This window comes from Gilliamella sp. ESL0232, assembly GCF_013346885.1.
GTDB classification, from domain to species: domain Bacteria; phylum Pseudomonadota; class Gammaproteobacteria; order Enterobacterales; family Orbaceae; genus Gilliamella; species Gilliamella bombi.
This window is the reverse complement of the sequence record NZ_JAAEDW010000002.1, coordinates 165890-192483: the sequence shown is the minus strand read 5'-3', so window position 1 is coordinate 192483 and position 26594 is coordinate 165890. Positions and strand designations below refer to the sequence as shown.

General features: G+C 37.2%; 34 protein-coding genes. All 34 read left to right on the top strand.

The window, feature by feature from the left end:
* Positions 1-35 precede the first annotated feature (35 nt).
* The 34 genes from GYW75_RS03925 (at position 36) to GYW75_RS03760 (ending at position 26438) form a co-directional block, all read left to right on the top strand.
* Positions 36-443: a helix-turn-helix domain-containing protein gene (locus GYW75_RS03925; RefSeq protein WP_065567014.1), complete on the top strand. Its 408-nt coding sequence runs from the start codon at positions 36-38 to the stop codon at positions 441-443.
* Complete coding sequence (locus tag GYW75_RS03920) at positions 440-1024, top strand: hypothetical protein (RefSeq protein WP_174798518.1); 585 nt, start codon at positions 440-442, stop codon at positions 1022-1024. The genes GYW75_RS03925 and GYW75_RS03920 overlap by 4 nt, the downstream gene beginning before the upstream one ends.
* A 9-nt stretch (positions 1025-1033) precedes the next feature.
* Entirely contained in the window at positions 1034-1402 is a 369-nt protein-coding gene (locus GYW75_RS03915) for a hypothetical protein (RefSeq protein WP_174798517.1), read from the top strand.
* On the top strand, positions 1395-1721 hold the full coding sequence (locus tag GYW75_RS03910; protein ID WP_174798516.1) for a hypothetical protein: 327 nt from the start codon (positions 1395-1397) through the stop codon (positions 1719-1721). Before GYW75_RS03915 ends, GYW75_RS03910 begins: the two co-directional genes overlap by 8 nt.
* A gap of 205 nt (positions 1722-1926) precedes the next feature.
* Positions 1927-2289, top strand: coding sequence for a helix-turn-helix domain-containing protein (locus GYW75_RS03905; RefSeq protein WP_174798515.1), 363 nt, complete (start codon positions 1927-1929; stop codon positions 2287-2289).
* Positions 2290-2754 (top strand): ImmA/IrrE family metallo-endopeptidase, encoded by a 465-nt coding sequence (locus tag GYW75_RS03900; protein ID WP_202983915.1) that lies wholly within the window; start codon positions 2290-2292, stop codon positions 2752-2754.
* A gap of 202 nt (positions 2755-2956) precedes the next feature.
* Positions 2957-3106, top strand: a complete 150-nt coding sequence (locus GYW75_RS03895; RefSeq protein WP_174798514.1) for a hypothetical protein — start codon at positions 2957-2959, stop codon at positions 3104-3106.
* Between the two features lie 152 nt (positions 3107-3258).
* On the top strand, positions 3259-3675 hold the full coding sequence (locus tag GYW75_RS03890) for a putative holin (protein ID WP_174798513.1): 417 nt from the start codon (positions 3259-3261) through the stop codon (positions 3673-3675).
* A gap of 2 nt (positions 3676-3677) precedes the next feature.
* Positions 3678-4301, top strand: coding sequence for a transglycosylase SLT domain-containing protein (locus tag GYW75_RS03885; protein WP_174798512.1), 624 nt, complete (start codon positions 3678-3680; stop codon positions 4299-4301).
* A complete protein-coding gene (locus GYW75_RS03880; RefSeq protein WP_174798511.1) occupies positions 4294-4761 on the top strand; it encodes a hypothetical protein in 468 nt (155 codons plus the stop codon). Before GYW75_RS03885 ends, GYW75_RS03880 begins: the two co-directional genes overlap by 8 nt.
* Positions 4682-4873, top strand: a complete 192-nt coding sequence (locus tag GYW75_RS12715; RefSeq protein ID WP_446719037.1) for a hypothetical protein — start codon at positions 4682-4684, stop codon at positions 4871-4873. Before GYW75_RS03880 ends, GYW75_RS12715 begins: the two co-directional genes overlap by 80 nt.
* Positions 4866-5066, top strand: coding sequence for a TraR/DksA C4-type zinc finger protein (locus GYW75_RS03870; RefSeq protein WP_174798509.1), 201 nt, complete (start codon positions 4866-4868; stop codon positions 5064-5066). Before GYW75_RS12715 ends, GYW75_RS03870 begins: the two co-directional genes overlap by 8 nt.
* Positions 5063-5365 carry a DUF2730 family protein gene (locus tag GYW75_RS03865; RefSeq protein ID WP_065564393.1) on the top strand — a complete coding sequence of 101 codons (303 nt, stop codon included), beginning with the start codon at positions 5063-5065 and terminating at the stop codon, positions 5363-5365. The genes GYW75_RS03870 and GYW75_RS03865 overlap by 4 nt, the downstream gene beginning before the upstream one ends.
* Positions 5366-5371: 6 nt before the next feature.
* A complete protein-coding gene (locus GYW75_RS03860) occupies positions 5372-5668 on the top strand; it encodes a VpaChn25_0724 family phage protein (protein WP_065588008.1) in 297 nt (98 codons plus the stop codon).
* 2 nt (positions 5669-5670) lie between these two features.
* The gene (locus tag GYW75_RS03855; protein ID WP_160424330.1) at positions 5671-6216 is read left to right on the top strand and encodes a phage protein Gp27 family protein; all 546 of its coding nucleotides are present in this window, start codon (positions 5671-5673) and stop codon (positions 6214-6216) included.
* Positions 6213-7604, top strand: a complete 1392-nt coding sequence (locus GYW75_RS03850) for a terminase large subunit domain-containing protein (protein WP_202983914.1) — start codon at positions 6213-6215, stop codon at positions 7602-7604. The genes GYW75_RS03855 and GYW75_RS03850 overlap by 4 nt, the downstream gene beginning before the upstream one ends.
* Positions 7604-9094 (top strand): DUF935 domain-containing protein, encoded by a 1491-nt coding sequence (locus GYW75_RS03845; RefSeq protein WP_091123311.1) that lies wholly within the window; start codon positions 7604-7606, stop codon positions 9092-9094. Before GYW75_RS03850 ends, GYW75_RS03845 begins: the two co-directional genes overlap by 1 nt.
* On the top strand, positions 9087-10313 hold the full coding sequence (locus GYW75_RS03840) for a PBECR2 nuclease fold domain-containing protein (RefSeq protein WP_174798508.1): 1227 nt from the start codon (positions 9087-9089) through the stop codon (positions 10311-10313). Before GYW75_RS03845 ends, GYW75_RS03840 begins: the two co-directional genes overlap by 8 nt.
* Before the next feature lie 94 nt (positions 10314-10407).
* Positions 10408-10890: a phage virion morphogenesis protein gene (locus GYW75_RS03835; protein WP_174798507.1), complete on the top strand. Its 483-nt coding sequence runs from the start codon at positions 10408-10410 to the stop codon at positions 10888-10890.
* Positions 10891-11121: 231 nt separating this feature from the next.
* Positions 11122-12207, top strand: a complete 1086-nt coding sequence (locus tag GYW75_RS03830) for a peptidase (protein WP_174798506.1) — start codon at positions 11122-11124, stop codon at positions 12205-12207.
* A gap of 56 nt (positions 12208-12263) precedes the next feature.
* Entirely contained in the window at positions 12264-12623 is a 360-nt protein-coding gene (locus GYW75_RS03825) for a DUF2190 domain-containing protein (protein ID WP_174798505.1), read from the top strand.
* Between the two features lie 62 nt (positions 12624-12685).
* A complete protein-coding gene (locus GYW75_RS03820; RefSeq protein WP_174798504.1) occupies positions 12686-13612 on the top strand; it encodes a phage capsid protein in 927 nt (308 codons plus the stop codon).
* A gap of 50 nt (positions 13613-13662) precedes the next feature.
* On the top strand, positions 13663-14184 hold the full coding sequence (locus tag GYW75_RS03815) for a gp436 family protein (RefSeq protein ID WP_174798503.1): 522 nt from the start codon (positions 13663-13665) through the stop codon (positions 14182-14184).
* A complete protein-coding gene (locus GYW75_RS03810; protein ID WP_065574292.1) occupies positions 14181-14630 on the top strand; it encodes a phage tail terminator protein in 450 nt (149 codons plus the stop codon). Before GYW75_RS03815 ends, GYW75_RS03810 begins: the two co-directional genes overlap by 4 nt.
* Positions 14631-14649: 19 nt before the next feature.
* Positions 14650-15411 (top strand): phage tail tube protein, encoded by a 762-nt coding sequence (locus tag GYW75_RS03805; RefSeq protein ID WP_174798502.1) that lies wholly within the window; start codon positions 14650-14652, stop codon positions 15409-15411.
* Positions 15412-15483: 72 nt separating this feature from the next.
* On the top strand, positions 15484-15900 hold the full coding sequence (locus GYW75_RS03800; protein WP_174798501.1) for a DUF6631 family protein: 417 nt from the start codon (positions 15484-15486) through the stop codon (positions 15898-15900).
* A gap of 214 nt (positions 15901-16114) precedes the next feature.
* Positions 16115-19408, top strand: coding sequence for a phage tail length tape measure family protein (locus tag GYW75_RS03795; protein WP_174798500.1), 3294 nt, complete (start codon positions 16115-16117; stop codon positions 19406-19408).
* Between the two features lie 3 nt (positions 19409-19411).
* Positions 19412-20350 (top strand): hypothetical protein, encoded by a 939-nt coding sequence (locus GYW75_RS03790; protein WP_174798499.1) that lies wholly within the window; start codon positions 19412-19414, stop codon positions 20348-20350.
* 15 nt (positions 20351-20365) lie between these two features.
* Positions 20366-21325, top strand: coding sequence for a hypothetical protein (locus GYW75_RS03785; RefSeq protein ID WP_174798498.1), 960 nt, complete (start codon positions 20366-20368; stop codon positions 21323-21325).
* Positions 21325-22986, top strand: a complete 1662-nt coding sequence (locus GYW75_RS03780; protein ID WP_174798497.1) for a hypothetical protein — start codon at positions 21325-21327, stop codon at positions 22984-22986. Before GYW75_RS03785 ends, GYW75_RS03780 begins: the two co-directional genes overlap by 1 nt.
* The gene (locus GYW75_RS03775; RefSeq protein ID WP_091125844.1) at positions 22973-23782 is read left to right on the top strand and encodes a phage BR0599 family protein; all 810 of its coding nucleotides are present in this window, start codon (positions 22973-22975) and stop codon (positions 23780-23782) included. The genes GYW75_RS03780 and GYW75_RS03775 overlap by 14 nt, the downstream gene beginning before the upstream one ends.
* 10 nt (positions 23783-23792) lie before the next feature.
* Entirely contained in the window at positions 23793-24023 is a 231-nt protein-coding gene (locus tag GYW75_RS03770) for a hypothetical protein (RefSeq protein ID WP_075508847.1), read from the top strand.
* Positions 24004-24225, top strand: a complete 222-nt coding sequence (locus GYW75_RS03765; protein WP_194240424.1) for a hypothetical protein — start codon at positions 24004-24006, stop codon at positions 24223-24225. The genes GYW75_RS03770 and GYW75_RS03765 overlap by 20 nt, the downstream gene beginning before the upstream one ends.
* Before the next feature lie 2 nt (positions 24226-24227).
* Positions 24228-26438, top strand: a complete 2211-nt coding sequence (locus tag GYW75_RS03760) for a hypothetical protein (RefSeq protein WP_174798496.1) — start codon at positions 24228-24230, stop codon at positions 26436-26438.
* The last annotated feature ends 156 nt before the right edge of the window (positions 26439-26594 follow it).

Here is a 26594-nt window from a genome sequence, read left to right as displayed (position 1 = left end):
TGGTATAAATATTTATACCTGTCAAGATAAAAAGTATGCAAAAAAATATCGGATTAAGACTAAAAGAAGAACGTGAACGCATGGGCCTTAGCCAAGTTGCTATGGGGGAAATTGCTAATGTAAAAAAATTAACTCAACTTAATTATGAAAAAGGTGAGAGATTTCCTGATGCATTATATTTATCTACATTAGCCAATTTTGGGTTAGATGTTCAATATGTTGTAACTGGTATTAGAACAACAAGTAATTTATCTGTTGATGAGCAAGATTTAATTGACAAATTTAGAACAGCACCATTGGCAATTAAAGCGGCAGCCTTAGGTGCATTAACAGCAGGAACGGCTCAGCAGGCAGGGGTTAATATTTCGAATAATACAATTCGAGGTGAAGGTCAAATTGCTGGTGGAAATATTTATACAACTAGGAGGCGGAAAACAAAGTGACGGTTAGACTTCAGGATAATACAGCAGAACAAATAGCTGGTAGAGATATTTATAATATTACGTCAAGTAATGATGATGAGTTAGATACTCGCCCGTTGGTTCCCGCTCAACGAAAATCCCTTAATAGTTTAATTTCTGATATTGAAAACTACGGGGAGTTAACGGCACCAGAACTATGGCTTAAACTACACGCTACTCTTGGTGTTTGTAGTATTAATGAAATAACTGTTTCACAATTTCCTATTGCTGATAAATTTTTAACTGATGAATTTGAAGCAGCTAAAGAAAAAGCATCTTGCAAAATGCTTATCCATTTGATTCTTTGTGAAATTAATGACAAAGATGAATTAAAAGATAAGATGAATCATTACAGTAAACGGCAATTTTGTACTTCAGATTTAAAACGGCTTAATAAAATGCAGCTACAAAATGTATTAAATTATGTTGAAGAACTTTCTAATTTAGAGAAATTAAATAATCAAAATTTATATAACCAAACAATAACTTTATTCAGAACTCAAATAAAACCCACGTTAGCAATATTTGCCGTGGGTTTTATTTTGGGGGCGATTATTTTTTAAGGATTAAAGATGAAAAATTTATGGTTATTTTGTACTTCAATTATATTTAGCGTTTTTTTATTAGTTGGCTGTGATTCTCATAGTGATTATGAAAAGCAAATTATTAATTATTTAGAACTTAATTTAAAAGATTTTGATAGTGCCAAATACAAATTCGAAAAACCAATTAAAGTAAAAATAAACGGAGATGATGCATACATTATTTTATTCTATGTCAACTCTAAAAATAGCTTTGGAGCCTATACTGGTTTTAACGAAAGAATATTTGCATTTTTTACAGATAAAGACAAGCAATATAAAAATAAAGACATTACTGAAGGTGTAAAAGTTGGCTACTACGAAATTGAATATTTAAATAAAAGGATTAAATATGAATAAATTAAATTTACTAATTTTATGTTTAGCTTTAGTTTTAACTGGCTGTGCTACTAAAAATTACGGTCGTCAGGGAGAATTAACTCAATATGAAAAAGAAACCATGACTTGCCGTGAAATAGCACTAGAAAAAGCAAAAGTTCAAGGTTTTATAGAACATGTTGACAAAGAAAGTAAATTTGATGGTCGTTCCGTTCTATCCTTTTTAGGTGATTTTGGGGTTGGTAATGTTATTGAAAAAGGTGAAGCGCTGAAAAGTGCGAATAGGCGGTTGGAGCAATTAAAAGAAGTTGAAGAGAAGAAAGATTGTGGGGAAGAATAAAATTCCTTATAAGCAGATCATTTAAATATAAAAATCAAACTAGTAAATTATTTATATTTTATAGAAATATATAACTTTAAAACTAGATCCTTTAATTTTTCAACCAAAAATAAATTTTAATTTACCAAAATGGTTGAATTTACTTTTTCTTCATGATAAATTAGTGTGGTATTTGTATATCAAATACATTAACAGGAGAAATAATATGGCACTGACAGAATTTGGCAAAGTAGTAAGAAAAGCAAGAATAGACATTGGTTATACTTTATTAACTATGTCTAAAGAGCTTGAAACAACACCTGCTTACCTTAGTGGCCTAGAAACAGGATTAAAAAAGATCCCTAAAAATTGGGTTGAAAAAATATCTTACTTTTTCAAATCCAAAAATCACGAAATAAATAATTTGCAAGAATTAGCTGATGTGTCAAATGAAAATGTCAATATTAGTGGTTTGTCTTTGCAACAACAGATGTTAATTGCAGGTTTTGCTAGATCCCCATTTAATGCTGAGGAACTAAAGCGATTAGCTAAATTATTTGAAGATATTAATAAAAAAAGGATTGATTAAATGATTGAAAAGTACCAAATGCGAGGAAACCGAGTTGAACCAATGGAAGTTGATGATATAAAAATAAAAGCAATTAACTCTTGCAAGGTGTTTAAGCTTTCAAAAAAAATGAAAATTAATTTTGATGCTGTATTTGAAAACTTAGCTTTATATGGAATAACATTACAAGTAATTTCAGATAAAGAGTGGTTAGGCGTTACAGAGGGTCATTGTGATCCCAACGATTTTACCATTAGCATACCTAATAAAACTTATGTGGCAGCCTCTAAAGGAAAAAGAGAAGCTTTATTTACTATTTTTCATGAGATGGGGCATATTTTGTTGGGGCATAAAGCCATTTTGCACTATTCTCAACATCAACCAACTTATAAAGAAGATGCTGAATGGCAAGCTGATTTATTTGCTTCAACTATATTATTAGAAATTGGAATTGAACGTCAATATTCGTTTGATTTCGAAGTGTAAAAAGCACTTATTTACGGTAAGTGCTTTTTATTTTGGGTGTTAGTTACATATTTTACGGATATGACTAACTTGTTAATAACCATAAGAACATACGAGTATCTGATGGAACTTTTGAAAAAGTCGGTAGATTATACTTATTATTTTCTATTAAGCAATAGTTTATTTGTGCTCTGAATGTTCTCCTTTTAATAGGAGGTATCGCATGAGTGATTTTATCTGTCCTCGATGTGGTAATGCTTGTGGGTATACATTTGCTAGATATATAGTCAAAAATGGCAAGACTATTTATCCTAAAAAGGCAAAAGCTTTTCGTATACCACAGTGTGAATGCGCTAATAAAACAGCCGCTTAACACTTAATAAAGTCGTCACTTAATTGTGACGACTTTTTTTTAGTTATTCTTATAGAAAAGCAGAGTTTAATCTGCCCCCGTTCAAATTACATTTCAAGTAAGTAAGATCATAATAACCTCATACATTAATTTAATTAATTATGAGGTTTTTTATGGCTCACCCTATCAAAAAATTATCCCATATTCGTTTGCTTAAATGGTATTTAGTCGCTATTACTTTATTTGCAATTATTACGTTACTCTCACCTCAACAGTTGCCTGTTGTTGCTTATAAACTGGCTTTAGTCTTGCTTTCTGCCGTGATTGGTTACCACCTAGACCGTGCGCTTTTCCCTTATGCATCTCCTGGAGGTTATTTATATAACGATTGGAAAGAGTTTGGTCCTGATTTTTATACCAAGCACTATATTGAGTCTTTAGAAAACAATGAACAACCAGAGGCAATGGATTCCAAAATGTGTGCGGAATACCCTGTTCTTGATGAGTATCGAACTCTGTTTGCGGTTGTTCTGATTCGTCGGGCGTTGATTGTTTCCGCTGTGATTTTTGGCGTAACACTTGGATTATAGCCATGCGTTATTTAACTTTAATTATTGTGTTTATGCTGTTTAGTTGTCATTTAGCGCCTGCTATAGCAGGTGTACCAAATGATGCTAAGCAACATCAACGGGAACTGACACGTAATGCACGTGCAATCTTTGGTCTTGATGCACCAATTGCGTTGTTTGCAGCTCAAATTCATCAGGAATCTCGATGGAAAGTAAACGCAAAATCACCAGTAGGCGCACAGGGGCTAGCTCAGTTTATGCCAGCAACGGCGGATTGGATTGCAGGGGCTTACCCTAAATCATTAGGAAGCAACGAACCTTATAACCCATCTTGGGCACTGCGTGCCTTAGTTCAATATGATTATTGGTTATATCAACGTGTAAATGAAGTGGCTAGTGATTGTGACCACTGGGGATTTGTTTTATCAGCTTATAACGGTGGTTTGGGTTGGGTTAATCGTGATCGACAACGAGCAAAACGAGAATACCAAGATGCTACTCACTATTGGGGAGTCGTTGAAAATATTAATGGCGGTCGTAAAAGTATTAATTTTAAAGAAAACCGTGATTATCCGATTCGCATTATCTACCGTTGGCAACCTGTTTACATAGCTGAAAATTGGAGTTTAGGAGTTTGTGATGATTAAAAATATATATAAATTAATCAAAAGCTTTTTTGTGAGCAATAAAAGTTATTTTTTGTTGGGAATATTTTTGATTGTTGGTTTTGGTTTACTTTACCAATTAGGTATCAGTCATGGCAAATCAATGGCTAAACAAGAATATATTGCTTTAGAAGCAAAACAAGCAATGGATACTTTAAGTCAATTGATTAAGAGCACAAAGCAACTAACTAAAACCGCTAATGATGCAAGTTATTCATTGTCACAGCAGATAGCAGAAAGGAAATTATATGATGAACAATCAAATCAAGCATTACAAGATGCACTTAACAAAACGGCTAATGATCGCAGTCATTGCGTGTTTGATGATAGTATCTTGCAGTTCATCGACTCAGCCCGTACAAATGCCGCTCAAGCAACAACCCATGGTTTTACCAGCACAACTGACGGTACCATGCGAATTACCCGTAAAACGAAGAAATAATACCGCTGATGGTTTAGCTCAAGCCTTAAAACAGCTTTATGACCAATATGGGCAGTGCTCAGGTCGATTTATTGAACTAATAAAATATATCAACGAGGCAAACAATGGATAACGCTGATTTAGCATCAACTGTTGAAATGGAAGCACGAGAACGAATATTAGCAAAACATCAAGCAAAGACAGGAGTATCGAGCCTGTATTGTCGAATCTGTGAAGAGCCTATAGCTGAAGAACGTCGAAAGTTAGTCGTTACTGATTTATGTATTGAATGTGCAGCATTGGAAGAAAAAAGGAATAAACGATGAATTTTAATGAACTTACCTTTAACTGGCAGTTTTTGCAGTGGGTTGTAATGGCGGTTGTAGGAGTGTACTCATGGCTAATTGGTCGTCAATCGGCTAGCCAAAAAGAGCTACTAGACTTACGTATTCGGGTAACACAAGTTGAAGAAACGGTTAAGTCATTACCAACTCAGCATCAGGTAACAAAATTGATTGAAAAATTAAGTAGCAATGAAGCTACTTTAAATCAGTTATCTGATCGGCTTTCAGGATTATCTCGTCAATTAGATAACATCAATCAATTTTTATTAAAGAACAAGTGAGGAATTATGAGCTACGCTGAATTTTTAAAAGAAGATCAACGTTTGGTTATTTTGCGTATCTTATATGAAATGCCAAGTTATAGCAGTAATTCTAGTATTATCTATAGTGCGTTAGATCACTATGGCCACGCTATTAGTCGTGATCAAGTTAAAACCCATTTAAGTTGGCTTGGACAACAAGACTTAATTAAAACCGAAACAATCGGTAGTGTTATTGTTGCTCGTTTAACCGATTTTGGTGCTGATGTGGCCACTGGTAAAGTTGTTGTGCCTGGTGTAAAACGTCCAAGCGCAGGAGCGTAATTATGGGACGTAAATCAACGATCCACAAACTAGAGCCTGAGGTACGTAGTTATATTGAGAAACTACTACGAGCAGATCAACTTACTCTTGATGAAATGATTGCAGAGCTGCAACAAAAATTCCCAAGTACTGATACGCCAAGCCGTTCTAGTCTTCACCGCTATCAAAAAGGTTTTAATGAAATGACCAATAGCTTACGTGAAATTGAAACAGCATCACGTATTTTGGTTGATGAGCTTGGTGACAGTGTTGATGATAAATCAGGAGCACTACTTGCTCAGGCTGTTACAACGCTGGCAACGCGTGCTGCATTTAAAGCCCATGAATCGGAAGATATCACGATTAAAGAAATTAGTTTTTTAGCGAAAGCAGCCAAAGAAGCCATGCAAGCAAGGCAATTAAGCTTTAAAGAGCGGCAGGAAATCGAAAAAGCAGCACGTGAAAAGTTATTGCGTGAACAAAAAGAAAAACTGGATGAGCTAGAAAAAACAGGCGAAGTACCAGCTGAAATGTTAGCTAAAGTAATTAAAGCGGCGTATGACTTATGACAGTAAAAAATGAACCGGCCTTAAAACTCTATGACTATCAAAAACAGTGGGTAAACGACACTAGCCGTTTTGCTATTGCAATGTTCTCTCGCCAATGTGGTAAAACGTTTACCAGCACATTACAAATTGTGCTCGACTGTTTGCGAGCTGAAGCTCAAGGTAAACGTGCGCGTTGGGTGATTTTATCACGTGGTGAACGTCAAGCACGTGAAGCCATGAATGAGGGGGTTAAAGTTCATCTGCGTGCAATGTCCGCAGGTTTTAAAGAACTCGATTATGATTGGGATGCCAATATTAGAGCGTTAGAAGTTGAATTACCTGGTGGTAGTAAAATAACTGCTTTACCCGCCAATCCTGATACTGCTCGTGGTTTTAGTGCTAGTGTTTTACTGGATGAATTTGCCTTTCATCAAGATAGCCGTGCTATTTGGAAAGCTTTGTTCCCTGTTATTTCAAAGCCCGGATTAAAATTGCGAGTCATTAGCACCCCCAATGGTAAAGGTAATAAGTTCTATGAACTGATGACTGGTAAAGATGATGGTTGGTCACGCCATGTAGCGGATATTTATCAATGCGTTAATGATGGGTTACCTCGAAATATTGAGGAATTACACAAAGGTGCCGGTGATGATGATTTATGGGCACAAGAGTTTGAACTCAAGTGGCTTGATGAAGCCAGCAGTTGGCTTGATTTTGATTTAATAACCAGTGTCGAAGATGAAAAAGCGGGAGTTCCTGAACACTATACAGGCAATCCTTGTTTTGTTGGCGTTGATATTGCTACACGTAATGACCTATTTGTTATTTGGGTCATTGAACAAGTGGGCGATGTTCTTTGGACTCGTGAAATTATTGAGAGGAAGCGAATCTCTTTTGCCGAACAAGATTTACTGCTTGATGATGTTTTTAGGCGTTATCGTGTTATTCGTATCTGTATGGACCAAACAGGTATGGGTGAAAAACCTGTTGAGGATGCTAAACGACGTTATGGTGAAATGGTCGTTGAAGGTGTGCTATTTACCGCTCCCAATAAATTAACATTAGCAACACAAGGTAAACAAGCATTTCAAGATAGAAAAATTCGTATTCCCGCTGGCAATAATGCACTTCGTGCTGATTTGCATAAGTTGAAAAAAGTGACTGGCGCAACGGGGCAACCGCGTTTTGTTGCTGATTCTGATAGTAATGGTCATGCTGATAGAACTTGGGCTGCCTTTCTTGCAATTAATGCAGCTAGCCAAGATAGGTATGAAATTGAATATCAGTCACTTGGATATCGTGATTCTTACCGTTCATTGAATCAATATTCGGGTAGCTCAGAACTGGAAACAACTGATACAGGCTTTGGCACAGTACGGGGCGGTAACGATTTTGGAGGATTTATTTAATGTTATGGTTTAAAGGCAAAAAGCCACATGTTGAAACAGGACGAGAGCTGGCAGGCACAGGTGAAAATAATGATATTACTAAATTGTTTGTTGGTTCGCTAGCGCTGCCAGATGATAGTGTTCTTCGTAATCGGGGTGGCGGTCGTTTAGATATTTACAAAGAAGTTTTAAATGATGATGAAGTGAAATCGGCATTTACTCAGCGTCAAGATGCTGTTATATCTCGTGAGTGGAAAGTGGAACCCGGAGGCGATAAACCGATTGATATTGAAGCAGCTGATGCAATGAGCGAGTTATTAAAATCGGTTGGGTTTGACCGAGTGACTAAACTAATGCACTACGGTGTTTTTTACGGTTATGCTGTGGCGGAGTTAATTTATGGCATCAAAGATAATCTATATTGGATTGATGATATCAAAGTTCGTGATCGCCGTCGTTTTCGGTTTACTCCAATGGGTGAACTGCGCTTATTAACGCCCAATAATATGCATGAAGGTGTTGCTTGTGATGCACCGTACTTTTGGCATTATGCAACTGGTGCCGATCATGATGATGAACCGTATGGCCTAGGCTTGGCTCATTGGCTTTACTGGCCAAGCTTTTTTAAACGCAATGATATTAAGTTCTGGCTAATTTTTCTGGAAAAATTCGGCATGCCAACGGCAGTGGGCAAATATAGTACAGGTGCAACACCTGAACAAAAACGGGACTTACTGTCACTCACTCGTGCAATTCAGACCGATTCAGGCATCATCATGCCAGATGGCATGACGCTTGAATTACTACAAATAGCACGCTCAGGCGCAGGCGATTACAAAGCGTTTTACGACTCAATGAACGAAGCAATTAGGCGTGTAACCGTTGGACAAATTACTTCCTCAGGTGGTGCATCAAGCTCAATCGGTGGTGATGAATCACTCCAAGCTGCGGTATTAAGTTCAATTGCAAAATCAGATTCTGATGTAATGTGCGAGAGTTGGAATCGAGGACCAGGTACTTGGTTTACACAGATGAATTTTCCCGGTGCTGCTGTTCCTCAGGTTTCACGTATTTTTGATGAACCAGAAGATTTAAAATCAATGTCAGAACGTGATAAAAATATTATTGAATCCACTGGTTTCCGTCCAACTCTTTCGCATGTACAGGATACTTATGGTGGTGAATGGGAAGAAAAACCGCAACTAGCAGAGCCGATTGATGCGCAATCTTTAAAAAACGTTGATTTTGCCGAACAGCAACCGAATACCTTTGCACCCGTGTTGCAATCAAATCATTTAAATACGGAAATGCAACCAGTTACCGACCAATGGATTAATCAAATTAAAGAACTGGTTGATAATGTTCAATCATTAGAAGAATTACGTGATAAGTTATTTGAGCTAATTCCCGATATGCAATTAGATAAATATGCAAAGGTCATGGCTGAAGCATTAACAGCAGCTAATTTAGCAGGTCGCACAGAACTACTTGAGGATAGCAAAAATGGTTAATGTCGCATATGGCTCGTTGCCATTTAAAGAGCAAATTGAATTCTTCAGACGTAAAGCAAATGTGCCCACAAACAGCTATGTAGATATCTACAATAATGAGCATGATTATGCCTTTGTTGTGGCGGGTGCTAATCGTAATGCATTACTAAATGATTTTCGTGCAGCTATTGATAAAGCAATTAGCCAAGGTACTACACTGGATGAGTTCCGTAAAGACTTTGCTGAGATAGTAGAACGTCATGGTTGGAGTTATAACGGCGGTTTTAACTGGCGTACTCGTATCATCTATGAAACAAATTTAAATTCATCTTATCAAGCTGGACGCTACCAGCAATTACGTGATGCTAAGTTTCCATACATGGAATATTTGCATAGTGATTATGTTGAACACCCTAGAGAACTTCATCAAAGTTGGGATCATCTGGTATTAGATTTTAATGATCCTTGGTGGAATACTCACTTTCCACCCAATGGCTATGGTTGTCAATGTCGTGTTCGTGGGCGAACTAAAGGTAATTTAAAAAGAATGGGAAAACACCAACCTGACAAAGCACCAACAATAAACTGGGTTGATAGAGTGATTGGTGAAAATAGCGGTAATCCTAGAATAGTTCGAGTACCTGAAGGAATTGACCCTAGTTTTGAACATATTCCCGGGCAATCAAGACTTGATAATTTTGTACCAAATCCATTAGATACAGATCCAACTTTAAAACGAGGTTTACCATCAAGCAAAGCAACTGATGAATGGCCAGCTATCCGTGAAGTAAGCAAAAATAGACTGTTAGAAAAGGGCTTAACTGAAGAAGATTATGCCAATATTTTCTTAAATGAATTTGGCGCAACGTTAACTAAGCCAGCTATTTTTAAAGATGTAGCCGGTGATGCATTAGTAATCGGTAAACAGCTTTTCACTGTTAGCAAAACTGGTGAATTGAAAGTTACAAAACGTGGTCGTGAGCAATTTTTATTATTACTGGCGGATTCGTTAAAACTGCCTGATGAAATTTGGACAAGAATGGAATACTTTGATCATCTACAAAAATCGGTAGTGCGCCGGCGCTACATTTCTCGTTTTATGATTGATGGTGAAATTAAGCCTATGCTAGCGGTATTTGAAGTGGGTGATGATGGTTGGCTAGGTGTAACAACATTTGCGCCTGATAACCCTGAATATCTAGAGCAACTGAGGGTTGGTGTTCGAGTGTTTAAACGATAAACCTCAATCACTGCCATAATTGAGGTGCATAAGTAAGGATTTGAGGCTTTGGCAGAAGCTGCTTACTTACATTCAAAATAGTATAGGTGAAAAAATGACTGGCGTAAATATTGAGTTTAATATACAAAATGCGCTTGATGCTATGCTTCATATTGAAGCGGCCATAGATGATACTCAAAGTTTATTTAGTCATATGGGCGAAGTATTACTTGATATTCATGAAGCACGCTTTAATGCCCAAGAATCGCCCGATGGTGTACCGTGGAAAAAACTATCTCCTTGGTATAAAGACTCAAAACCCAAACAAAAAGATAAAATTTTAACGCTAGATGGTAATCTAAGAAGTACGTTGCATTGGCAGATTGAAGGTAATACTTTGTTATTCGGTACAAATTTAATTTATGGCGCTATCCATCAGTTCGGCGGTACAATTAAACCAGTTAAGGGCAATGCATTAAATGTGGGAGGATGTCCTGTAAAACAAGTGGTAATTCCAGCAAGACCATGGCTTGGCATTAGCGCCCAAGATAAATTACTCTTGGTCGATGTTGTGCGTGAGCACTTGGGTTTTGCTTAAAACGCAATATAACGCGTTTTAAGCCACTTTACTAAAAAAGGCTAATTAGTTTATTTACGAATCGCTTTAATCGTGTTGTAAATGCTTTATAATAAGTTTTTAGTGTATATTTCTTCTATTATTTTGCCGTTCCCCTTTTCAAATCATTAAAAAATTATCTGCCCGCGTTCAGATTACCCTTTTCTCAAAATAAGTCATGATGCTCTATATCAATTTACTGGAGCATTTTTTATGGCACTTATTCCCGTTTTTAAACCTGGTACGCATACTGCGGTAGATGGTCGAAAAATCACTTTTACTTTAGAAAACTGTATTGATTTAGCTGAAAGCTATGATCCAACGCTATCTGAAGCACCTGCTGTAATCGGCCATCCCAAACTAACAGCTCCAGCTTACGCATGGGCAAAATCATTTGAAGTAAAAGATGGTTTGGTTTATGCAAAGTTAGATCAGATTAATCCAGAATTTGCTGAAGCCTATAATGCGGGCAGTTATAAAAAACGCTCACTTTCAATTTATTTACCGGATTCACCAGGCAATCCTAAACCGGGTCATTACTATGCGCGGCACATTGGTTTTTTAGGTGCAGCAGCGCCTGCTATTAAAGGTTTGCCTGATGTTAGTTTTGCCGAATCTGACGGCGAGCAAGGTGCTGTTGAATTCTCTATGGCTGATGAAGAATTTGATGAGAATTTGATTTCAATTTTAGCTAATTTGCGTGACCTGCTGATTGAAAAAGCCGGCATTGCCAGTGCTGACCTATTTTTACCGCAATGGCGCCTTGAATCATTGCGTGCAATATCCGACAGAAAACAAAAGGAGAAAGAAAAAATGCCACAACCTTTAGACGCTAGCTTTGCCGAACAACAAGCAACAATTGACGCTAAGAATGCTGAACTAGCCAAACGTGAACAAGCATTGCTAGAAAAAGAACAAACTAACAAGCGAGCGGAATTTGCTGCCTTTGTTGATGAACTAGTTAAAGATGGAAAATTATTACCTGCGCATAAAACTACAGTTGTTGAAGTATTTATGGCGTTGGGTAGTGAACCAATTTCATTTGCTGAAGGTGATGCAACTGTTAACAGTTCCCCAGTTGATTTAATCAAAAAAGTACTTTCAGAGCGTCCCGCTTTTATGAACTTTGCTGAAAAATCGGCTGCTAGTGATAGTGAAGATAACGTTGATAAACAAGATCCAAAAGTCATTGCTGATGCAGCCAAAGCCTATCAAAAAGAACAGGCAGACAAAGGCAATACAATTTCAATTAGCCAAGCCGTTACGCATGTAACCAAAGCTAAAAAGCAAGAGCATTAATTACAGGCTGATTATTAATGTCAGCATCATTTTAATTTTAACCAAAAGGTTTTTATATGAATATTCCAGGATTAACAGTAGCAAAAACCGCTGAAGGCGAAGTCAAACCACGCGTGATAGTCTGTCATGGTAGTGAAGATGGTTTAGCAAAACAAGCGATTGACGGTACCGTATTATTAATTGGTGTTTCAACGATTGTTGGTGGCGGTGATGGTGAAGTGTTTGATGTGATTCGTAGCGGTTTAGCGCCTGTTTTTTATAGCGAAGCAATTGCGATAGGTGATCCAATTACGGCAAATGCCGATGGTCGAGCGAAAAAAGCAAATAGTGGTGATTTTATTATTGGTTTTGCTGAAGAAAATGGTAATGAAGGTGAGTTAGGCTCAATTTGGATTGCACCAAGCAAACAAGCTTGACCTGTTATTTAACTAATAGTCTATGACCTTTAATAAACAAATTTTTAATTGAGGAGTTTTATATGCAACGCCCTTTCCCAGTTGAACCGCAGTTGACTGCAATTGCTATCGCTTACCGTAATAATAAGTTAATTGCCGATGAGGTTTTGCCTCGTGTGCCTGTTTCTAGCACATCATTTAAATGGCTTGAATTTGATTTTTCAGAGCGATTTACTTTGCCTAATACCAAAGTTGGTCGGACGTCACAACCGAATCAAGTTGAGTTTAGTGCCAAAGAAAAAGAAAGCTCAGTTGAAGATTGGGGACTTGATAGCCCTGTCCCTCAAGATGATATTGATACAGCCATTACAGGCTATAACCCCCTTGGTCATGCCGTTGAAGCCACGACTGATTTAATTTTGTTAGATCGTGAGGTTCGAGCTGCAAATTTGCTTTTTAATGGTGCAAATTACAGCAATAAACAAACATTAACTACTGCACAACAATGGAATAATCTTGATAGTGACCCAGTAGCATTAATAACGGATGCATTTGATTCAATGATTCAACGTCCTAATATCGGCACATTAGGACGTCGAGTTGCCACAATATTACGCCGTCATCCCAAAATTGTTGCCGCATACCACGGTAATGCGGGTGAAAACGGCCTTGTTCCGCTAGGGTTCTTAGCTGACTTATTAGAGTTAGAAACCATTTATGTCGGTGATGCCTTTTTAAACAGTGCAAAACCCGGAAAATCACCCGCATTACTTCGTGCTTGGGGCAATAAAGCATCATTCACGGTACGTAATAAATTAGCAAATACTAAAGGTGGTGTGACGTTCGGTTATACAGCTCAATTTAAAGATCGTGTTTCGGGTTCGATTGTTGATCCTGATATCGGTTTACGTGGTGGTCAACGTGTTCGAGTCGGTGAATCGGTCAAAGAGCTAGTTGTGGCTAAAGATGCCGGCTATTTGTTTGAAAATGTTATTCCAGCAAACAGTTAATAATGTGAACAACAACCAACGGGAATTTATCGTTGGTTTGGGTAAAGATGATGAATATTCCATACATTACATTGCTAAATTTATCCGAACGTCCAGGACTCGTTGAGCTATCCCAATTGGTTGCTCAAGATGGTGAAATGCCCGTAGATGCTAATTTGTTGGGAGTCATTATTAATGGTGGTGATGTTTCAAGTTGGTTGCCTGATGATGTTATTAATGCAAATCGAGCAATCGCACGCATTAATGAATCAATAGCTGATACTGAAGCTGAAATAAACGGCTTTTTACGGCAACGTGGACACAGGCTACCCTTAGTTAAGGTACCTCGTTTGTTAACTGATTGGGCACGCATTATTGTTCGTTACAAATTGCATCGCAATCGTGTTTCTGATGAAAAAAGCGATCCTATCGTGCGTGATTACAAACAAGTTCTGGGCTTTCTAAAAATGGTAGCTGAAGGGAAATATTCGCTTGGTATTGATGATGCTTTGCCTGTCGCAGGTGGTGTACCAAAACAGACTGGACCGGTAAGAGTATTTGATATGAACACATTACGGGATTTTGGACGATGAGTAGCGCACCATTTGATGTATCAGTCATTGCTGAAAAATTAAAAGGTTTAATGTCTGATAAAACCTTAGTTTTTGTTGGTACCAGTGCTGAATACAGCAAGCTGACTGATTTAACTTCAGTACCTACCCCTGCTGCTTACATTTTGCTTGGTAAGGAAACGCCGAATGATAAGCCAACAGGAACACGGCAGTCAGTAAGTGTTAATTTTGGTGTTGTGGTTGTTGCACGTGATATTTCAAGTCAAGCAACCAATATTCAAAATGTTAAACAGCTAGCAAACCCCGTTATAGGTGCGGTGCGTGATTTGTTGATTGGTAAAACAGTTCAGTTTATTGATGGAGTTCGTCCAGTCACATGGGTTGGTGGGCAAACGTTAGGTTTTCAAAATGGCGTTCTAGTGTGGATTGATTCATTTCAAACACAGCATTTTATTGGTAGCCGATAAATAGTTTTAGGAGAAAGATATGTCAGATTTATTAATGAGTTTGCAAGGTACCATAAATCTTGCCACCCGTAATACCGCAAGTTCACCTGTTCGACCTAATGCCTTTCGGCATGTGGGTACGGCTGATTCCTGTGAAATGGAACTAAGTGTTGAGACAGTTACGCAAAATGAGTCTTACACTGGGCAACGTCTACAAGTTGGTGAATTAACACTGGGTAAAAGCGGCACGTTAAATCTTACGTTAAAAGATTGGTCAATCGAAAACATTGCGTTAGCGCTTTATGGTGAAAAAATTACTGTTGAGGCAGGTATTGTTACTGATGAAAAATTACCTGAAAGTCTGGTAATTGGTGACCGCATTAAATTAGCCCATCCATTTGTTGCCGATATTGAGTTAAAAATTGCTGATGGAACCACATTAGTATTAGGAACAGATTATGAAATTGAATCAGCACATGCAGGATTAATCAAATTATTAACCCCTGCGTCATTAACAGCCTCTGTTGATTATTCCTATGCTAAAAAAGAAAGTCTAGGCATTTTTACCCGTCAACCGCCTGAGCGCTGGTTTATGTTAGACGGCATTAACACCGACCGCGAAGATGAACACATTGTCGTTCAATTATTTAGAGTTAAATTCAATCCAATCTCGAATTTTTCGTTGCTACACAATGAGGGATACGGTGAATTACCACTTACTGCCACGGTCTTGGCTGATATGAGTCAAAACAAGGATAGTTCGCTTGGTTATTTTGGCTCATACGTTCAAAAGGCGAAATAAATTTATTTTATTATGCGGTGATGTGTCACCGCTAATTATTCAACTCTCTAATTTTATTAGTAGGTAAATAACATGGCAGAAAAAGTGACAGCAACAAAAGAAGAATCAAATGATTTAGCAACATTAATGCCGAATCGTGAAATTACACTAGTTGGTGAAACAATTACAGTACGTGAATATTCATTTAAAGATGCACTAACTATTGGTAACGAAATTGACCAGTTTGTTGCATTAATTGTGAATGAAATGAACGGTACAAACAAAATCACTATTGAGCAAGCCGACACAATTATTATGGGTAATTTAGAATTGGTTTATTCATTAATCAGTACCTCTATTCAAAAACCGATTTCGTTTATTGAAACGTTGTCATATGAAGATGGTTTACAACTACTTGATTGGTGGTGGGTTGTTAATTCTCGTTTTTTTATGAACGCGGTAACCCGCAAAATCATTCGGCAAAACGCTGCAAAACAGGCAAATCAGTAAGCTGGAGTGAGGTTTTTACACTATTAATTAAAAACGGACATGATGCACAGCAGTTACCGCATTACACGCAACGCCAATTACTGCTGTATTACGATGAATTAATTAAGTTACAAAACCGAGAACGAGCTAACCGAATTGAAGATATTTGTGTTGGCTTCAATGGTGGTAAACAAGTTACAAAGTTTGTAAAACAGTTACGCGGAGAGCAATAATAATGGCTAATAACGATATGAATATTGCAATGAAGTTCACGGCTGACGTGAATCGTGCTAAAAAAAATATTCATGAAGTGGGTGATGAGTTAAAAAGCGTCTATGAAAAGCAAGTAGATGCGATGAACCGTGGACAACAAGCTATTATCAAATTATTGCAACAAGAACAAGCTGAAGAAAAGGCACAGCAAGCAGCAGCTAAAGCCACTAAAGTCCATCAAAAAGAAGTTGAAAAACTGCGCCAAGGTTTAGACAAATTACTTGCTAGTATTGATCCTGCTACAAAAGGTCTAAGTCGTTTAGATGAGCTAGAAAGCAAATTAAGGAAATCAAAAAAAGCGGGCGTGATTGATACTGATACGTTTGATGATTATCTTGGAAAAATTAACAATCAACGTGCTGCATTATCAACGGTTGAAACACTCAATGAAAGTACTAAAAAATTAGATCTGAATACCAAAGGCGCCCGTCGTAGTATCGCCAGTATGTTTAAACAATTAGCAAGTGGTAATTTTGCATCAGCGGGAAATTCATTGCTGACAATTGGCAACATGACTGGACGATTACCGCCATTATTTAGCGCTGCCACGTTATCAGTGGGTGTTTTTATCGCGACTTTTTACAAAATGTCCCAAGTGATAAGTACGATAATTTCAGACCAAGAGCGGTTTAATCGTGCCTTAATTTCAACGGGTAATTATGCCGGTGCTACCACAGGCGGGCTTGAGGCTATGTCTCAGCGTATCGGTAAAATTAATCATAACTACAGTGAAACACGTGGTGTTATTGCAGAACTGACATCAGCGGGGCGATTATCAGCAAAATCGATTGAAAACATTGCTACAGCATCAGCATATATGGCACTAGTGACAGGAAAAAGTGCCCAAGACGCCGTTCAATCATTTAAAGGTATTGAAAATTCGGTCACTAGTTGGGCGGTTGAAAGTAATAAACAATACCATTGGTTAGATTTAGCTACTTATCAGCGTATAGCAGCACTTGAGGCACAAGGTGACACAGAACAAGCCATTGCCGTTGCTACTGAGAGATATGCCAAAGAGATGGAAGTCAGCGCTAACAAGATGCAAGAACAGCTTAATTGGTTAGAAGATGCGTGGCAAAGCTTCAAAAATGGCGTGAGTGATATAAGCGAAGGATTTAAAAAAGAGTTCAAATTTAGTTTAGGGTTATCAAGCTCAGACGAAGATATTGAAAGAATGGAGGGGGCTAAAAACAGAGGTTTTTATATTGTTCCTGGGGCAGGATATATTCCATACAATAAGAATGATGATAAAGCATTACAAGAAAAACAGGCTCAACGAGATAAACAGCAAAAAGAAGCGCAAGAAAAACATGATACTGATGTCATTAATGAAAAAGCAATCAATGCCCAAAAAGAGCTTGATGAGCTGCATAAACAAAATGCCAGTGATGCCGAAAAACAAGCTAAAGCGGTTGATGAATTACGTAAAAAATATGAAGCGCTGTGGGCTAATGAAAAGGGTCGTAAAGATTTACAAGCACAAGGGGTTAAATCAAAAGACGGTAAATCATTTTCTGGTGGTCAATATGATAAAGATGTAAAAGAAATAACGGATAAATCGCTCAGGCAGTATAACGAACAATTAAAAAATAAAGTTGCGTTACAAGAAAAAAGTACTGCCCTAGCTAAAGCACTTTATGAAATTGAAAAAGGTCAGTATAAAAATGCTAGCCCAGAGCTCAAAAAAGAGATTATCGCTAATGCAAAATTGATAGATGCGCACGAAGCAAAGAAAAAAGCAATACAAGAATCAGCCCGAGCTGCAAAATCTGCGGCACGTGAAACAGAACAATTTATAAAATCGCTAGAATCACAAGCTGATAAGCAGACACAAAAAACATACGCAACTCGTCAAGCGTTGATTGATTCTCAAAAATTAACGGTAGAGCAACGTAATCGAGCTAATGCGGCAAATAATGCAATTACAGCACACGAAAATAAAAAACTTAATGACGAATTACAAAATCAACTCAATTCGCTATTGTTTGATCCTGCCCGCCTTAAAACGGCAGAAATTGATAGATGGTATCAAGCGGTTATTGCACAACTTAAAGCTAATAAAAATATTGAGGGTATTGACTTAATTGACCAGTTGTTACCACTAAAAAAAGCTGAAGCAAATATTTCCGAAATTTTAGCAAAAGTTCAGCAAGCACAATCACAACAGTCAATTAAAGAACAAAGTATACAAGCACAAGTAACTGCTGGTTTAATTACACAAATTGAAGCACAAAGCCAGTTAGTTGATTTGCACAAGCAAACAGCGCAAGAACTTGCCAAATATTTACCTACTTTGCAAGCTATGACAGCGCTTCCTGGTCAAGTTGGAGAAAATGCACAAAAAGCACTTGCTACACTTCAGCTACAAATTGCAGAACTAAATAAAACTACCGATGCATTAACCAATGCATTTAAAAACGGGTTACAAAGCGGTATCCAAGGTAGTCTTGATTCTTTAGCAAAAGGTACATTTGAATTAAAAGATGCATTATTAAACCTTGCACAAAGTATCGTATCAGCAATGGCTCAGGTAGCAAGTAAAGGTCTTGCTGATATTGCCATGAATCAACTCAGTAATTTGGGTAAATCACTTTTTAACTCAATAACCGATACAGCAGTTGAAAATGCCAGTGCTATCGCTTCAGCAGAACTGATGGGTACAGCAATCACCACTGCGACAAGTGTTGGCTCGGTTGAACTTGGCACTTCATTAACTACCGCAATGACAACGGGAACCGCGGGATTAACAGGCGCAATGGCAGCCGCATTTTCAAGTGGTGCAGCGACCTTATACACAGCAATTACATCGGCTAGTGCGGGTAGCTCTGCTATGTCGGGGTTAGCTGGTGCAGCATCTGTTGTGGCAGCGACTGGTGGTTATATCAGTGGACCAGGTACAAGTACATCAGATTCAATCCCTGCTCGCTTATCAAACGGTGAATTTGTTGTGAAAGCTGAATCTGTGAAAAAATACGGTCTCGACTATCTTCACGCTATCAATACGGGACGATTACATCATTATGCAACAGGCGGGCTAGTTAGCAATGTCAATATTCCAAAAGCGCCATTACTTGATGATAACCAACAACGCAAAAGCTCACCAACTGTATTAAGTCCCGTTATTCAGCAGGAATTAGTCATTGATGCTGGTGATATGGTCAGTCGTGGCATCAATAGCGTAACGGGTGGCAGAGCATTTAAAACATTTATTCGAGCAAATAAACAAACAATTAAACAAGATTTGGGGATTTAATCTATGGCTTATCAAAGTGGAATTGCAGATAACGAAATCGATTTACTGGATAAATTAAATCTATTTTTAACAACTGATAGTGAATTAGTTAAAACAGGTGATAACTGGACAGAAATTTACAGCGGCGAAACTGCGGCTACAGCAACTATAGCAAAACGAAAATCATATGCATGGAGTGCGCCAGGAGCGACTGCTGGCAATAATATTTATGTTGCGTGTAAAACAGATAATCGCATTTCAAATGATACTTATAATCTTTATTTCTGCGGTGGAACCTACTTTAATGTTGAATTAATCAATCAACCCAATGACATATTTAGTGGTATGTTAAATCGCACACAAGTTGGACTATTTGCTGATAATAATCCATTACATTACTGGTTTTTTGCTAATAATCGTCGATTTATTGTAGTAACAAAAATGACAACTGTTTATTCAAGTTGTTATTGCGGATTTATGCTACCAAACGCATTGCCAAATGAGTACCCTTATCCACTAGTGATTGCAGGTAGCTGTAATAATGAACTACAACGATATTCCATTACAACAGATTATTTTGCGTCAATTATCGACCCGCGTATCAATCATTTTTACGTATTTACCCCAGCGCAATCATGGCAACAGTTTTATGGTTCAAAAGGTAGCCAAACAAAGTTAGTTTATCCAAGAGGTATTGAAAAATTTTATTATTATGGCAATAAAAAAATCAATGTGTTAACTGCATCACCTGATAGCTACTCACCACTTTATCCTGTTTCCATTGTTGACGTGACAAAAGGTGCAACTCAATTTTGGGGGGCATTAGATGGTGTTTACTGGGTACCAGGATTAAGCCGAGCGGCAGAGGATACGATTAGCACCGATGATGGTCGCGAATTTATTATTTTTCAAAATGGTTTTCGTGTAACGAATATTGATTTTTTTGCAATTGAAAAAGTATAGAAATTGGAGCTAAACATGGCATATCAAACGGGTAACGCCTCATCAGTCGTAGATTTATTATCAAAACTAGCAACGTTTGCACAATCAGTTGATGGGTGGGTTGTTGATAAAATTGATACTAAAGCAAAAGAACTCTATTTACATAATGAAAATTGCTTTTGGAGCCTAAGAGTTGGATCATCAAATTCACTCCCCACGTTGTACATTGTTATCAACAATCAGTTTAACGCAAATTTATCCTGGGATAACCAAGATGGTTCAAGCTCTGTTAACGGTAAAGCAAATTTCTATCGTTATTATTGGGGGGCTGGTACCAATTTTCATCATGAGCCATTTGCGTCATATACATTTTTAGCAACAACACAATATATTCATGTTGTTGTACGTGTTGATTCTCGCCGTTTTCGACATTTTGGATTCGGAACGCTAAAAAAAGATGGAATTTACAATGATGGTCATTATGCGTACGGAACACATTCAACAAACACAAATGATACAAGTTACGCATCATATCCCTTCACCAGTGATATGTACTTGTATATCGGAAGCCGAGAATATCGTTCATTTGCTAGCGTTGTTAGAGTTAACAAAAAAGACTATTTTTTTGGAGCAAATGAGTCAGGTTATGAAGGCATGGGCGCAATGGGCATTGGTGATGCGACTATTGAACGCGATTATAAACCCCATCCGGATATGTTACTTGTTGAGGTAAGTTTATCTCAGTTTAATAATTTGATAACGTTGGTGCCACAATCGATTTATCTGCATTTGGCTAGCAAACAATATCAACGCATCGGTGTAGTTCCTGATTTTTATGTTGCCAGAATTGATAGTGTTGTTCCTGGTACTATTCGTGAAATTAATGGTGAAAAATATTATTGCTGTGCGGCAACAATGTTTCAAACTGTCACATCCAACGTTCAGGATGAAGATAATAGTTATGACCTTGGCTACTTTTATAGAGTAATTGAGTAATGAGTAACAAACATACAGGATACGTTATTAATGATTTGAAAAAGCTACGTGGTCAACGTAGCTTTGATTTGCAACAATATCAAGGTATGGCTCGTCTATCATCTGTCGTTGAAGACAAAACGGGGCCAGTTACACGCGGAATACCGTTGCAGTTATTCAATGTGCGAAAAGGCTACATTACACAATCATTTTTAAATATTATTTATAACAAGCTCTATATTAATCCATCCACTATTGATGTTGGCTATGTGAGTAATCAACGCACTATAGAAGTATCAATTTTCAACGGTTATTTCAGCAGTAAAATTCTGACTGATATTACCTATAGTGATAAACAAGGGGTCACTGTCAGTAATGTGACGTTACCACTTTTATTTAGCCGATTAAGCCTAAAAATATTATCAATTGATATTGATAGCCACGGCACAGATAGTATTAACTGTACAATTTCGTTTCATTTTTTAAACGCTGAAACCGTTACATTAGTTGTTAGCGGTAATCGTTCGCTACCGCTTCCTCTCTCTCCAAATTGGTCGCATGGTATTACAGAAACATTAGAATGGAAAACCAATGTACATCAATCACAAACAGGGGCAGAACAACGGGTAGCAATGCGATTAACACCTCGTCGGACATTTGAGTTTCAAACGCTTATCCATAAACACGAACGTCGACAAATTGAAAATATACTATTTCAGAACTATTTAAGCTCATTTTCATTGCCAATTTATAGTGATATAGCACTACTAGATAGAGAAATCAAACCAGGTGATAAGACAATTTATTTATCAACCATCGGTCGAGATTATCATATAGGAGGTAATTTAACAGTTATCGATGGTAGTAATACAATTGTTGGTAATATTGAATCAATTAAAAGTTCAAGTATTACACTATCTGAACCGATATATACAGCTGTTTTAAAAGGTGCAAAAGTATTTCCTATTAAATCGGCAAAATTAACTGAACCACCTAAAATTATCAGGCGAACAGATGAATTAGCAACCGCAGAGTTACGATTTTTAATTGTTGAAAAAAATGACATTAACGTTAATGTTGAGCTACCTATATACAATAATTTTTATGTGCTGGAGCAAGAACCAGATTGGTCAGATGATGTACATGTTTCATATGAATCAATGAGACGTGAAATCGACAATCAAACGGGTATCGTGTACTACTCAGATAGCGCGAGTCGTGTTTTTATTACTCAATCTCATGAATTTTTAATTAATGGCCGTAATAAACAACTTGAACTGCGTGCATTGTTTTATGCCCTCCGTGGTCGCCAAAAACCAATTTTTGTCCCCTCGTTTAGTAATGATTGCAAACTAGTTGATGATGCAACCAGTGAAATTTTAGATATTGAACAAAATAATATGACTGAAACTGATTTCGGCGGACAGTTCTTAAGAATTTTATTGAGTGGTAACCGCATTTTATATCGTGAAATTGTCAACGTAAAAAGCAATAACAAAGGTGGACTTCGGTTATTGCTCAATAAAAAAGTTGCATTTATGCGCCAGGAAGTAATCAAAATATCCATAATGCGTCTATGCCGTTTAAATGATGACAAAGTCGTATGGGAGCATTTAACTGATGCTGACGGCACGGCGAGAGTAAACGTTACATTTAGGGAGGTAAGATATGAGTTGGAGTGAGTTTGAGTATTCTGTTGCAAATGGACAACCATTAACACTGTATGAGTTTAAAAGGCAGAATTTGTATTACCGCTATACAAATGCCGATCGCTCGATAATGATTAATAATGCACTGTGGGAAGCGATTGCAATTAGTGATAACGGATTATCAGCAAGCAGTAATAATGTTGAAATTACCTTACCCGTTACGAATAAAGTTGTTTCTTTTTACCGAGGTGTGCCACCTAGTACATCGGTAAAAATTAGAATTTATCGCATGCATTATCATGATAATCAACAAGAGTTACGGGTGGCATGGGTAGGTAATATCACTGAAGTCAAACGTGAAAAAATTGGTGAAGCCAAAATTATCACAACTAATATTGTCAATACATTTGGCCGTCAGGGATTGAGGCTGACCTGGGGTAGAAAGTGCCCCCATGCACTTTATGATAGTAGATGTAAAGTTAAAGCTCGTCATTATGTCATTTCAGGGTTAGAGATAATTGCATTAGATGGTAAATCAATTACATTCAATGTACCACAGAGTATTAATAATGGTTACTTTAGCGGTGGCTATATTGAATATGAGTTTGAAGGTCTAACAGAAAGGCGAGGTATTCGCATGCATAATAACAATAATTTAAGTCTGTACGGTGGGACTTATGGCTTAAGTGTAGGTTTGATAATTAATGTATATCCTGGTTGTGATAATACGATTGATACATGTGAAAATAAATTTAATAACCATTTGAATTATGGTGGTTGCCCACACCTGCCTGGCAAATCACCGTATAGCATTACTAAACTATTCTAGGAGGTTAATTATGTGGTGGGCGATTGCGCGTTTTGTTGTTGTACTGGTTGCATCCTATTTTCTAAATCAAGCATTAGCCAAAAAACATAATAATAAGGTTAATGCAGCAACGTTTGATGACTTTGATTATCCACAGCCAACAGAAGGAACGCCACAGTGTGTGTTTTTTGGTGACTGTTGGACTGCGGATTGGTTTGTACTGGCTTATGGAAATTATCGTTATGAAGCAATTAGAAAATAGTATATGGATAACTATGGCAGATATTCGTCAAGGTGGAGGCTGTGCGTGGGGATTAAGAGCCTGGTTTAAACACTATGGACTGAGTTTTAACGATTTTATTCAAAATGGTGGGATTGATAGCACAACGATTTTAAGTACGGGTGATGCATTAGCTATTCGTATTGTTGAACTCGCAAAGCAAGTTAGTGTGCATAAGGGGTAAGTATGGGCAGTAAAAAGAAGAAAACAACAATTGGTTATAAATACTTTTTCAGTATTCAGTCGGGGCTTGGGCGTGGTCCAATTAATGAGTTAGTTGCTATTACCGCTGATGATAAAACTGTGTTTGCAGGTAAAGCAAATGAAGTTACTGTTAGCAAATCAATTTATATTGATAAGCCGAATTTGTTTGGTGGTACTAATGTTGGTGGTGAAGGTGGAATTAAAGGCATATTTGAAATCGCAATGGGTGATGCAGATCAGGAGCCAACTAGTCGTGTAAAAAATTTACTGGGCGGCGTTGTGCCTGGTTTTCGGGGCATGGTTACGACGTTCTTTGATGGTTTAATTAGTGCTTATTCAGCAAGTCCAAAACCGTGGAAATATAGAGTCAGACGTACAACACAAGGTTGGTCAAATAACGAAGTATGGTACCCAGAAAAATGTATCATCATGTTATATGATGATACATCAACAATTCATGAAAAAGATAATGGAATAAATAGCAATTTAAGAACTATTCACGCAATGAATCCTGCGCATATTTTGATAGAGTGTGCAACCAACAATGATTGGGGACGAGGATTGCAACTATATGAGGATATTGATTTAGATTCATTTAAAACTGCTGCTGATATTCTATATAATGAAAAATTCGGTTTATGCTTTCGTTACAATCGACAAGATGGGTTAGATACATTTGTACAGCAGGTGTTAGATCATATAGGCGCAGTACAATATGCTGATTTAACAACAGGAAAAATTAAACTAAAACTGATTCGTGATAATTACAAAACAGAAGATTTACCATTGTTTAATTATGATAACGGTATTTTAGTGGTACAGGACGATGATAGTAGCGCTTCCGATAATGTACCAAATGAAATTGCTGTAAAATGGCATAATCCAGTAACGAACGAGGATAGTGAAGTTCGGGCACAAAATTTAGGTGCAATTCAAGCCGTTGGTTTAATCAGTAGCTCTATTGAATATAAAGCACTACCAACATTTGAGCTGGCTGCACGTGTTGCACAGCGAGAACTGGAATCTGGAATTGCGGGTTTAATTCGTCTAACGATTCAGTTTGATCGACGCGGTGAAATATTAACTCCTGCTGATTGTTTTCGGGTATCACTACCAGACCGAGATATCGAAGATATGGTCATGCGGGTGGGCTCTATTAACGAGCACGAAGATGGAATGATTGAAATTACCGCAATTCAGGATGTTTTTGGGTTGGCAGACACCGTTTATAATAGTGGTAATCAATCTGGGACAGGGATAGTTCAAGATACAACACCAAGACCAGTTAAAAATTATATGTTATTTGAATCTCCCTATTTTGCAATGAGCCAGTTATCAAATTATGATGTTAATAACGAATCAGGCTATATGTTTCTAGTTTCTGCTCAGCCAAATTCACAGTCAATTAACTATTTATTACAAACTACAACTGAAGGTGCTGATTTTACAATAAGAGGAACAGGCGACTTTACGCCAAGTGCGGTATTAATCAGTAAACGTCAGTTAAGTAAAATAGATACACAATTAAACGTGATTTTTAACAAAAATATGACAGATGTTTCAATTGGTAGTGCAGCTATTATTGGTAATGAAATTGTTCGAATTGATGCATTTGATGAGTTAAATGGGACCTTAACAATAGCAAGGGGATGTGCAGACACATTACCACAAACACACAGTAAAGATTCGTTTATCTGGTTTTTTGATAGCCTATTTGAAACGGACGGTATTGAATATTTAAAAGGTGAAGTTGTTTATGTTCAACAGTTAACACAAACTAATGCTGGAACACTCAGTGCAAATAAGGCCCCCATTCGAGCACTAAAATTTGACGCAAGAGCCGCACGCCCATATCCTCCAGCTAATTTACAGGTAAATGGTGTTATTACAGAGACAATAACACTAAAAGAACAAGAAACAATAGTATTAACATGGTTACATCGAAACAAAGAAATACAACAAGATAATCTCATTGCATATAATGAAGGTAATATTGATAAACCAGAAACCGTTAAATATCATATTGAATATTATTTAGCTGGTGAGCTAAAGAAAACAGTAGTAACAAATGAAAATTCTCACGAACTAGAAATTAATGGAACTGAACATTATGATGAAATTCGGATCTACGCATACGACACAAAATCCGAGTTAGAAAGTTTACAAAAATACATTTTACAAATTAAAGCTTAATATTTGTAATTTATTTTCATATGATGAAAAATACAAAATAGTTAATTATCACTTAATTTAAGCGTGATTTATCACGCTCGGCATCATTGTGGATTTAAAATTTCTAGGAAATGTAAAAATCAATGCCACATTAATGGCATTGATGAAAAAGTTAAA

Coding starts and splice junctions, on each gene's coding strand:
- GYW75_RS03925 (WP_065567014.1), top strand. CDS start 36: ATGCAAAAAAATATCGGATTAAGACTAAAAGAAGAACGTGAACGCATG.
- GYW75_RS03915 (WP_174798517.1), top strand. CDS start 1,034: ATGAAAAATTTATGGTTATTTTGTACTTCAATTATATTTAGCGTTTTT.
- GYW75_RS03910 (WP_174798516.1), top strand. CDS start 1,395: ATGAATAAATTAAATTTACTAATTTTATGTTTAGCTTTAGTTTTAACT.
- GYW75_RS03905 (WP_174798515.1), top strand. CDS start 1,927: ATGGCACTGACAGAATTTGGCAAAGTAGTAAGAAAAGCAAGAATAGAC.
- GYW75_RS03900 (WP_202983915.1), top strand. CDS start 2,290: ATGATTGAAAAGTACCAAATGCGAGGAAACCGAGTTGAACCAATGGAA.
- GYW75_RS03895 (WP_174798514.1), top strand. CDS start 2,957: ATGAGTGATTTTATCTGTCCTCGATGTGGTAATGCTTGTGGGTATACA.
- GYW75_RS03890 (WP_174798513.1), top strand. CDS start 3,259: ATGGCTCACCCTATCAAAAAATTATCCCATATTCGTTTGCTTAAATGG.
- GYW75_RS03885 (WP_174798512.1), top strand. CDS start 3,678: ATGCGTTATTTAACTTTAATTATTGTGTTTATGCTGTTTAGTTGTCAT.
- GYW75_RS03880 (WP_174798511.1), top strand. CDS start 4,294: ATGATTAAAAATATATATAAATTAATCAAAAGCTTTTTTGTGAGCAAT.
- GYW75_RS12715 (WP_446719037.1), top strand. CDS start 4,682: ATGCCGCTCAAGCAACAACCCATGGTTTTACCAGCACAACTGACGGTA.
- GYW75_RS03870 (WP_174798509.1), top strand. CDS start 4,866: ATGGATAACGCTGATTTAGCATCAACTGTTGAAATGGAAGCACGAGAA.
- GYW75_RS03865 (WP_065564393.1), top strand. CDS start 5,063: ATGAATTTTAATGAACTTACCTTTAACTGGCAGTTTTTGCAGTGGGTT.
- GYW75_RS03860 (WP_065588008.1), top strand. CDS start 5,372: ATGAGCTACGCTGAATTTTTAAAAGAAGATCAACGTTTGGTTATTTTG.
- GYW75_RS03855 (WP_160424330.1), top strand. CDS start 5,671: ATGGGACGTAAATCAACGATCCACAAACTAGAGCCTGAGGTACGTAGT.
- GYW75_RS03850 (WP_202983914.1), top strand. CDS start 6,213: ATGACAGTAAAAAATGAACCGGCCTTAAAACTCTATGACTATCAAAAA.
- GYW75_RS03845 (WP_091123311.1), top strand. CDS start 7,604: ATGTTATGGTTTAAAGGCAAAAAGCCACATGTTGAAACAGGACGAGAG.
- GYW75_RS03840 (WP_174798508.1), top strand. CDS start 9,087: ATGGTTAATGTCGCATATGGCTCGTTGCCATTTAAAGAGCAAATTGAA.
- GYW75_RS03835 (WP_174798507.1), top strand. CDS start 10,408: ATGACTGGCGTAAATATTGAGTTTAATATACAAAATGCGCTTGATGCT.
- GYW75_RS03830 (WP_174798506.1), top strand. CDS start 11,122: ATGGCACTTATTCCCGTTTTTAAACCTGGTACGCATACTGCGGTAGAT.
- GYW75_RS03825 (WP_174798505.1), top strand. CDS start 12,264: ATGAATATTCCAGGATTAACAGTAGCAAAAACCGCTGAAGGCGAAGTC.
- GYW75_RS03820 (WP_174798504.1), top strand. CDS start 12,686: ATGCAACGCCCTTTCCCAGTTGAACCGCAGTTGACTGCAATTGCTATC.
- GYW75_RS03815 (WP_174798503.1), top strand. CDS start 13,663: ATGAATATTCCATACATTACATTGCTAAATTTATCCGAACGTCCAGGA.
- GYW75_RS03810 (WP_065574292.1), top strand. CDS start 14,181: ATGAGTAGCGCACCATTTGATGTATCAGTCATTGCTGAAAAATTAAAA.
- GYW75_RS03805 (WP_174798502.1), top strand. CDS start 14,650: ATGTCAGATTTATTAATGAGTTTGCAAGGTACCATAAATCTTGCCACC.
- GYW75_RS03800 (WP_174798501.1), top strand. CDS start 15,484: ATGGCAGAAAAAGTGACAGCAACAAAAGAAGAATCAAATGATTTAGCA.
- GYW75_RS03795 (WP_174798500.1), top strand. CDS start 16,115: ATGGCTAATAACGATATGAATATTGCAATGAAGTTCACGGCTGACGTG.
- GYW75_RS03790 (WP_174798499.1), top strand. CDS start 19,412: ATGGCTTATCAAAGTGGAATTGCAGATAACGAAATCGATTTACTGGAT.
- GYW75_RS03785 (WP_174798498.1), top strand. CDS start 20,366: ATGGCATATCAAACGGGTAACGCCTCATCAGTCGTAGATTTATTATCA.
- GYW75_RS03780 (WP_174798497.1), top strand. CDS start 21,325: ATGAGTAACAAACATACAGGATACGTTATTAATGATTTGAAAAAGCTA.
- GYW75_RS03775 (WP_091125844.1), top strand. CDS start 22,973: ATGAGTTGGAGTGAGTTTGAGTATTCTGTTGCAAATGGACAACCATTA.
- GYW75_RS03770 (WP_075508847.1), top strand. CDS start 23,793: ATGTGGTGGGCGATTGCGCGTTTTGTTGTTGTACTGGTTGCATCCTAT.
- GYW75_RS03765 (WP_194240424.1), top strand. CDS start 24,004: ATGAAGCAATTAGAAAATAGTATATGGATAACTATGGCAGATATTCGT.
- GYW75_RS03760 (WP_174798496.1), top strand. CDS start 24,228: ATGGGCAGTAAAAAGAAGAAAACAACAATTGGTTATAAATACTTTTTC.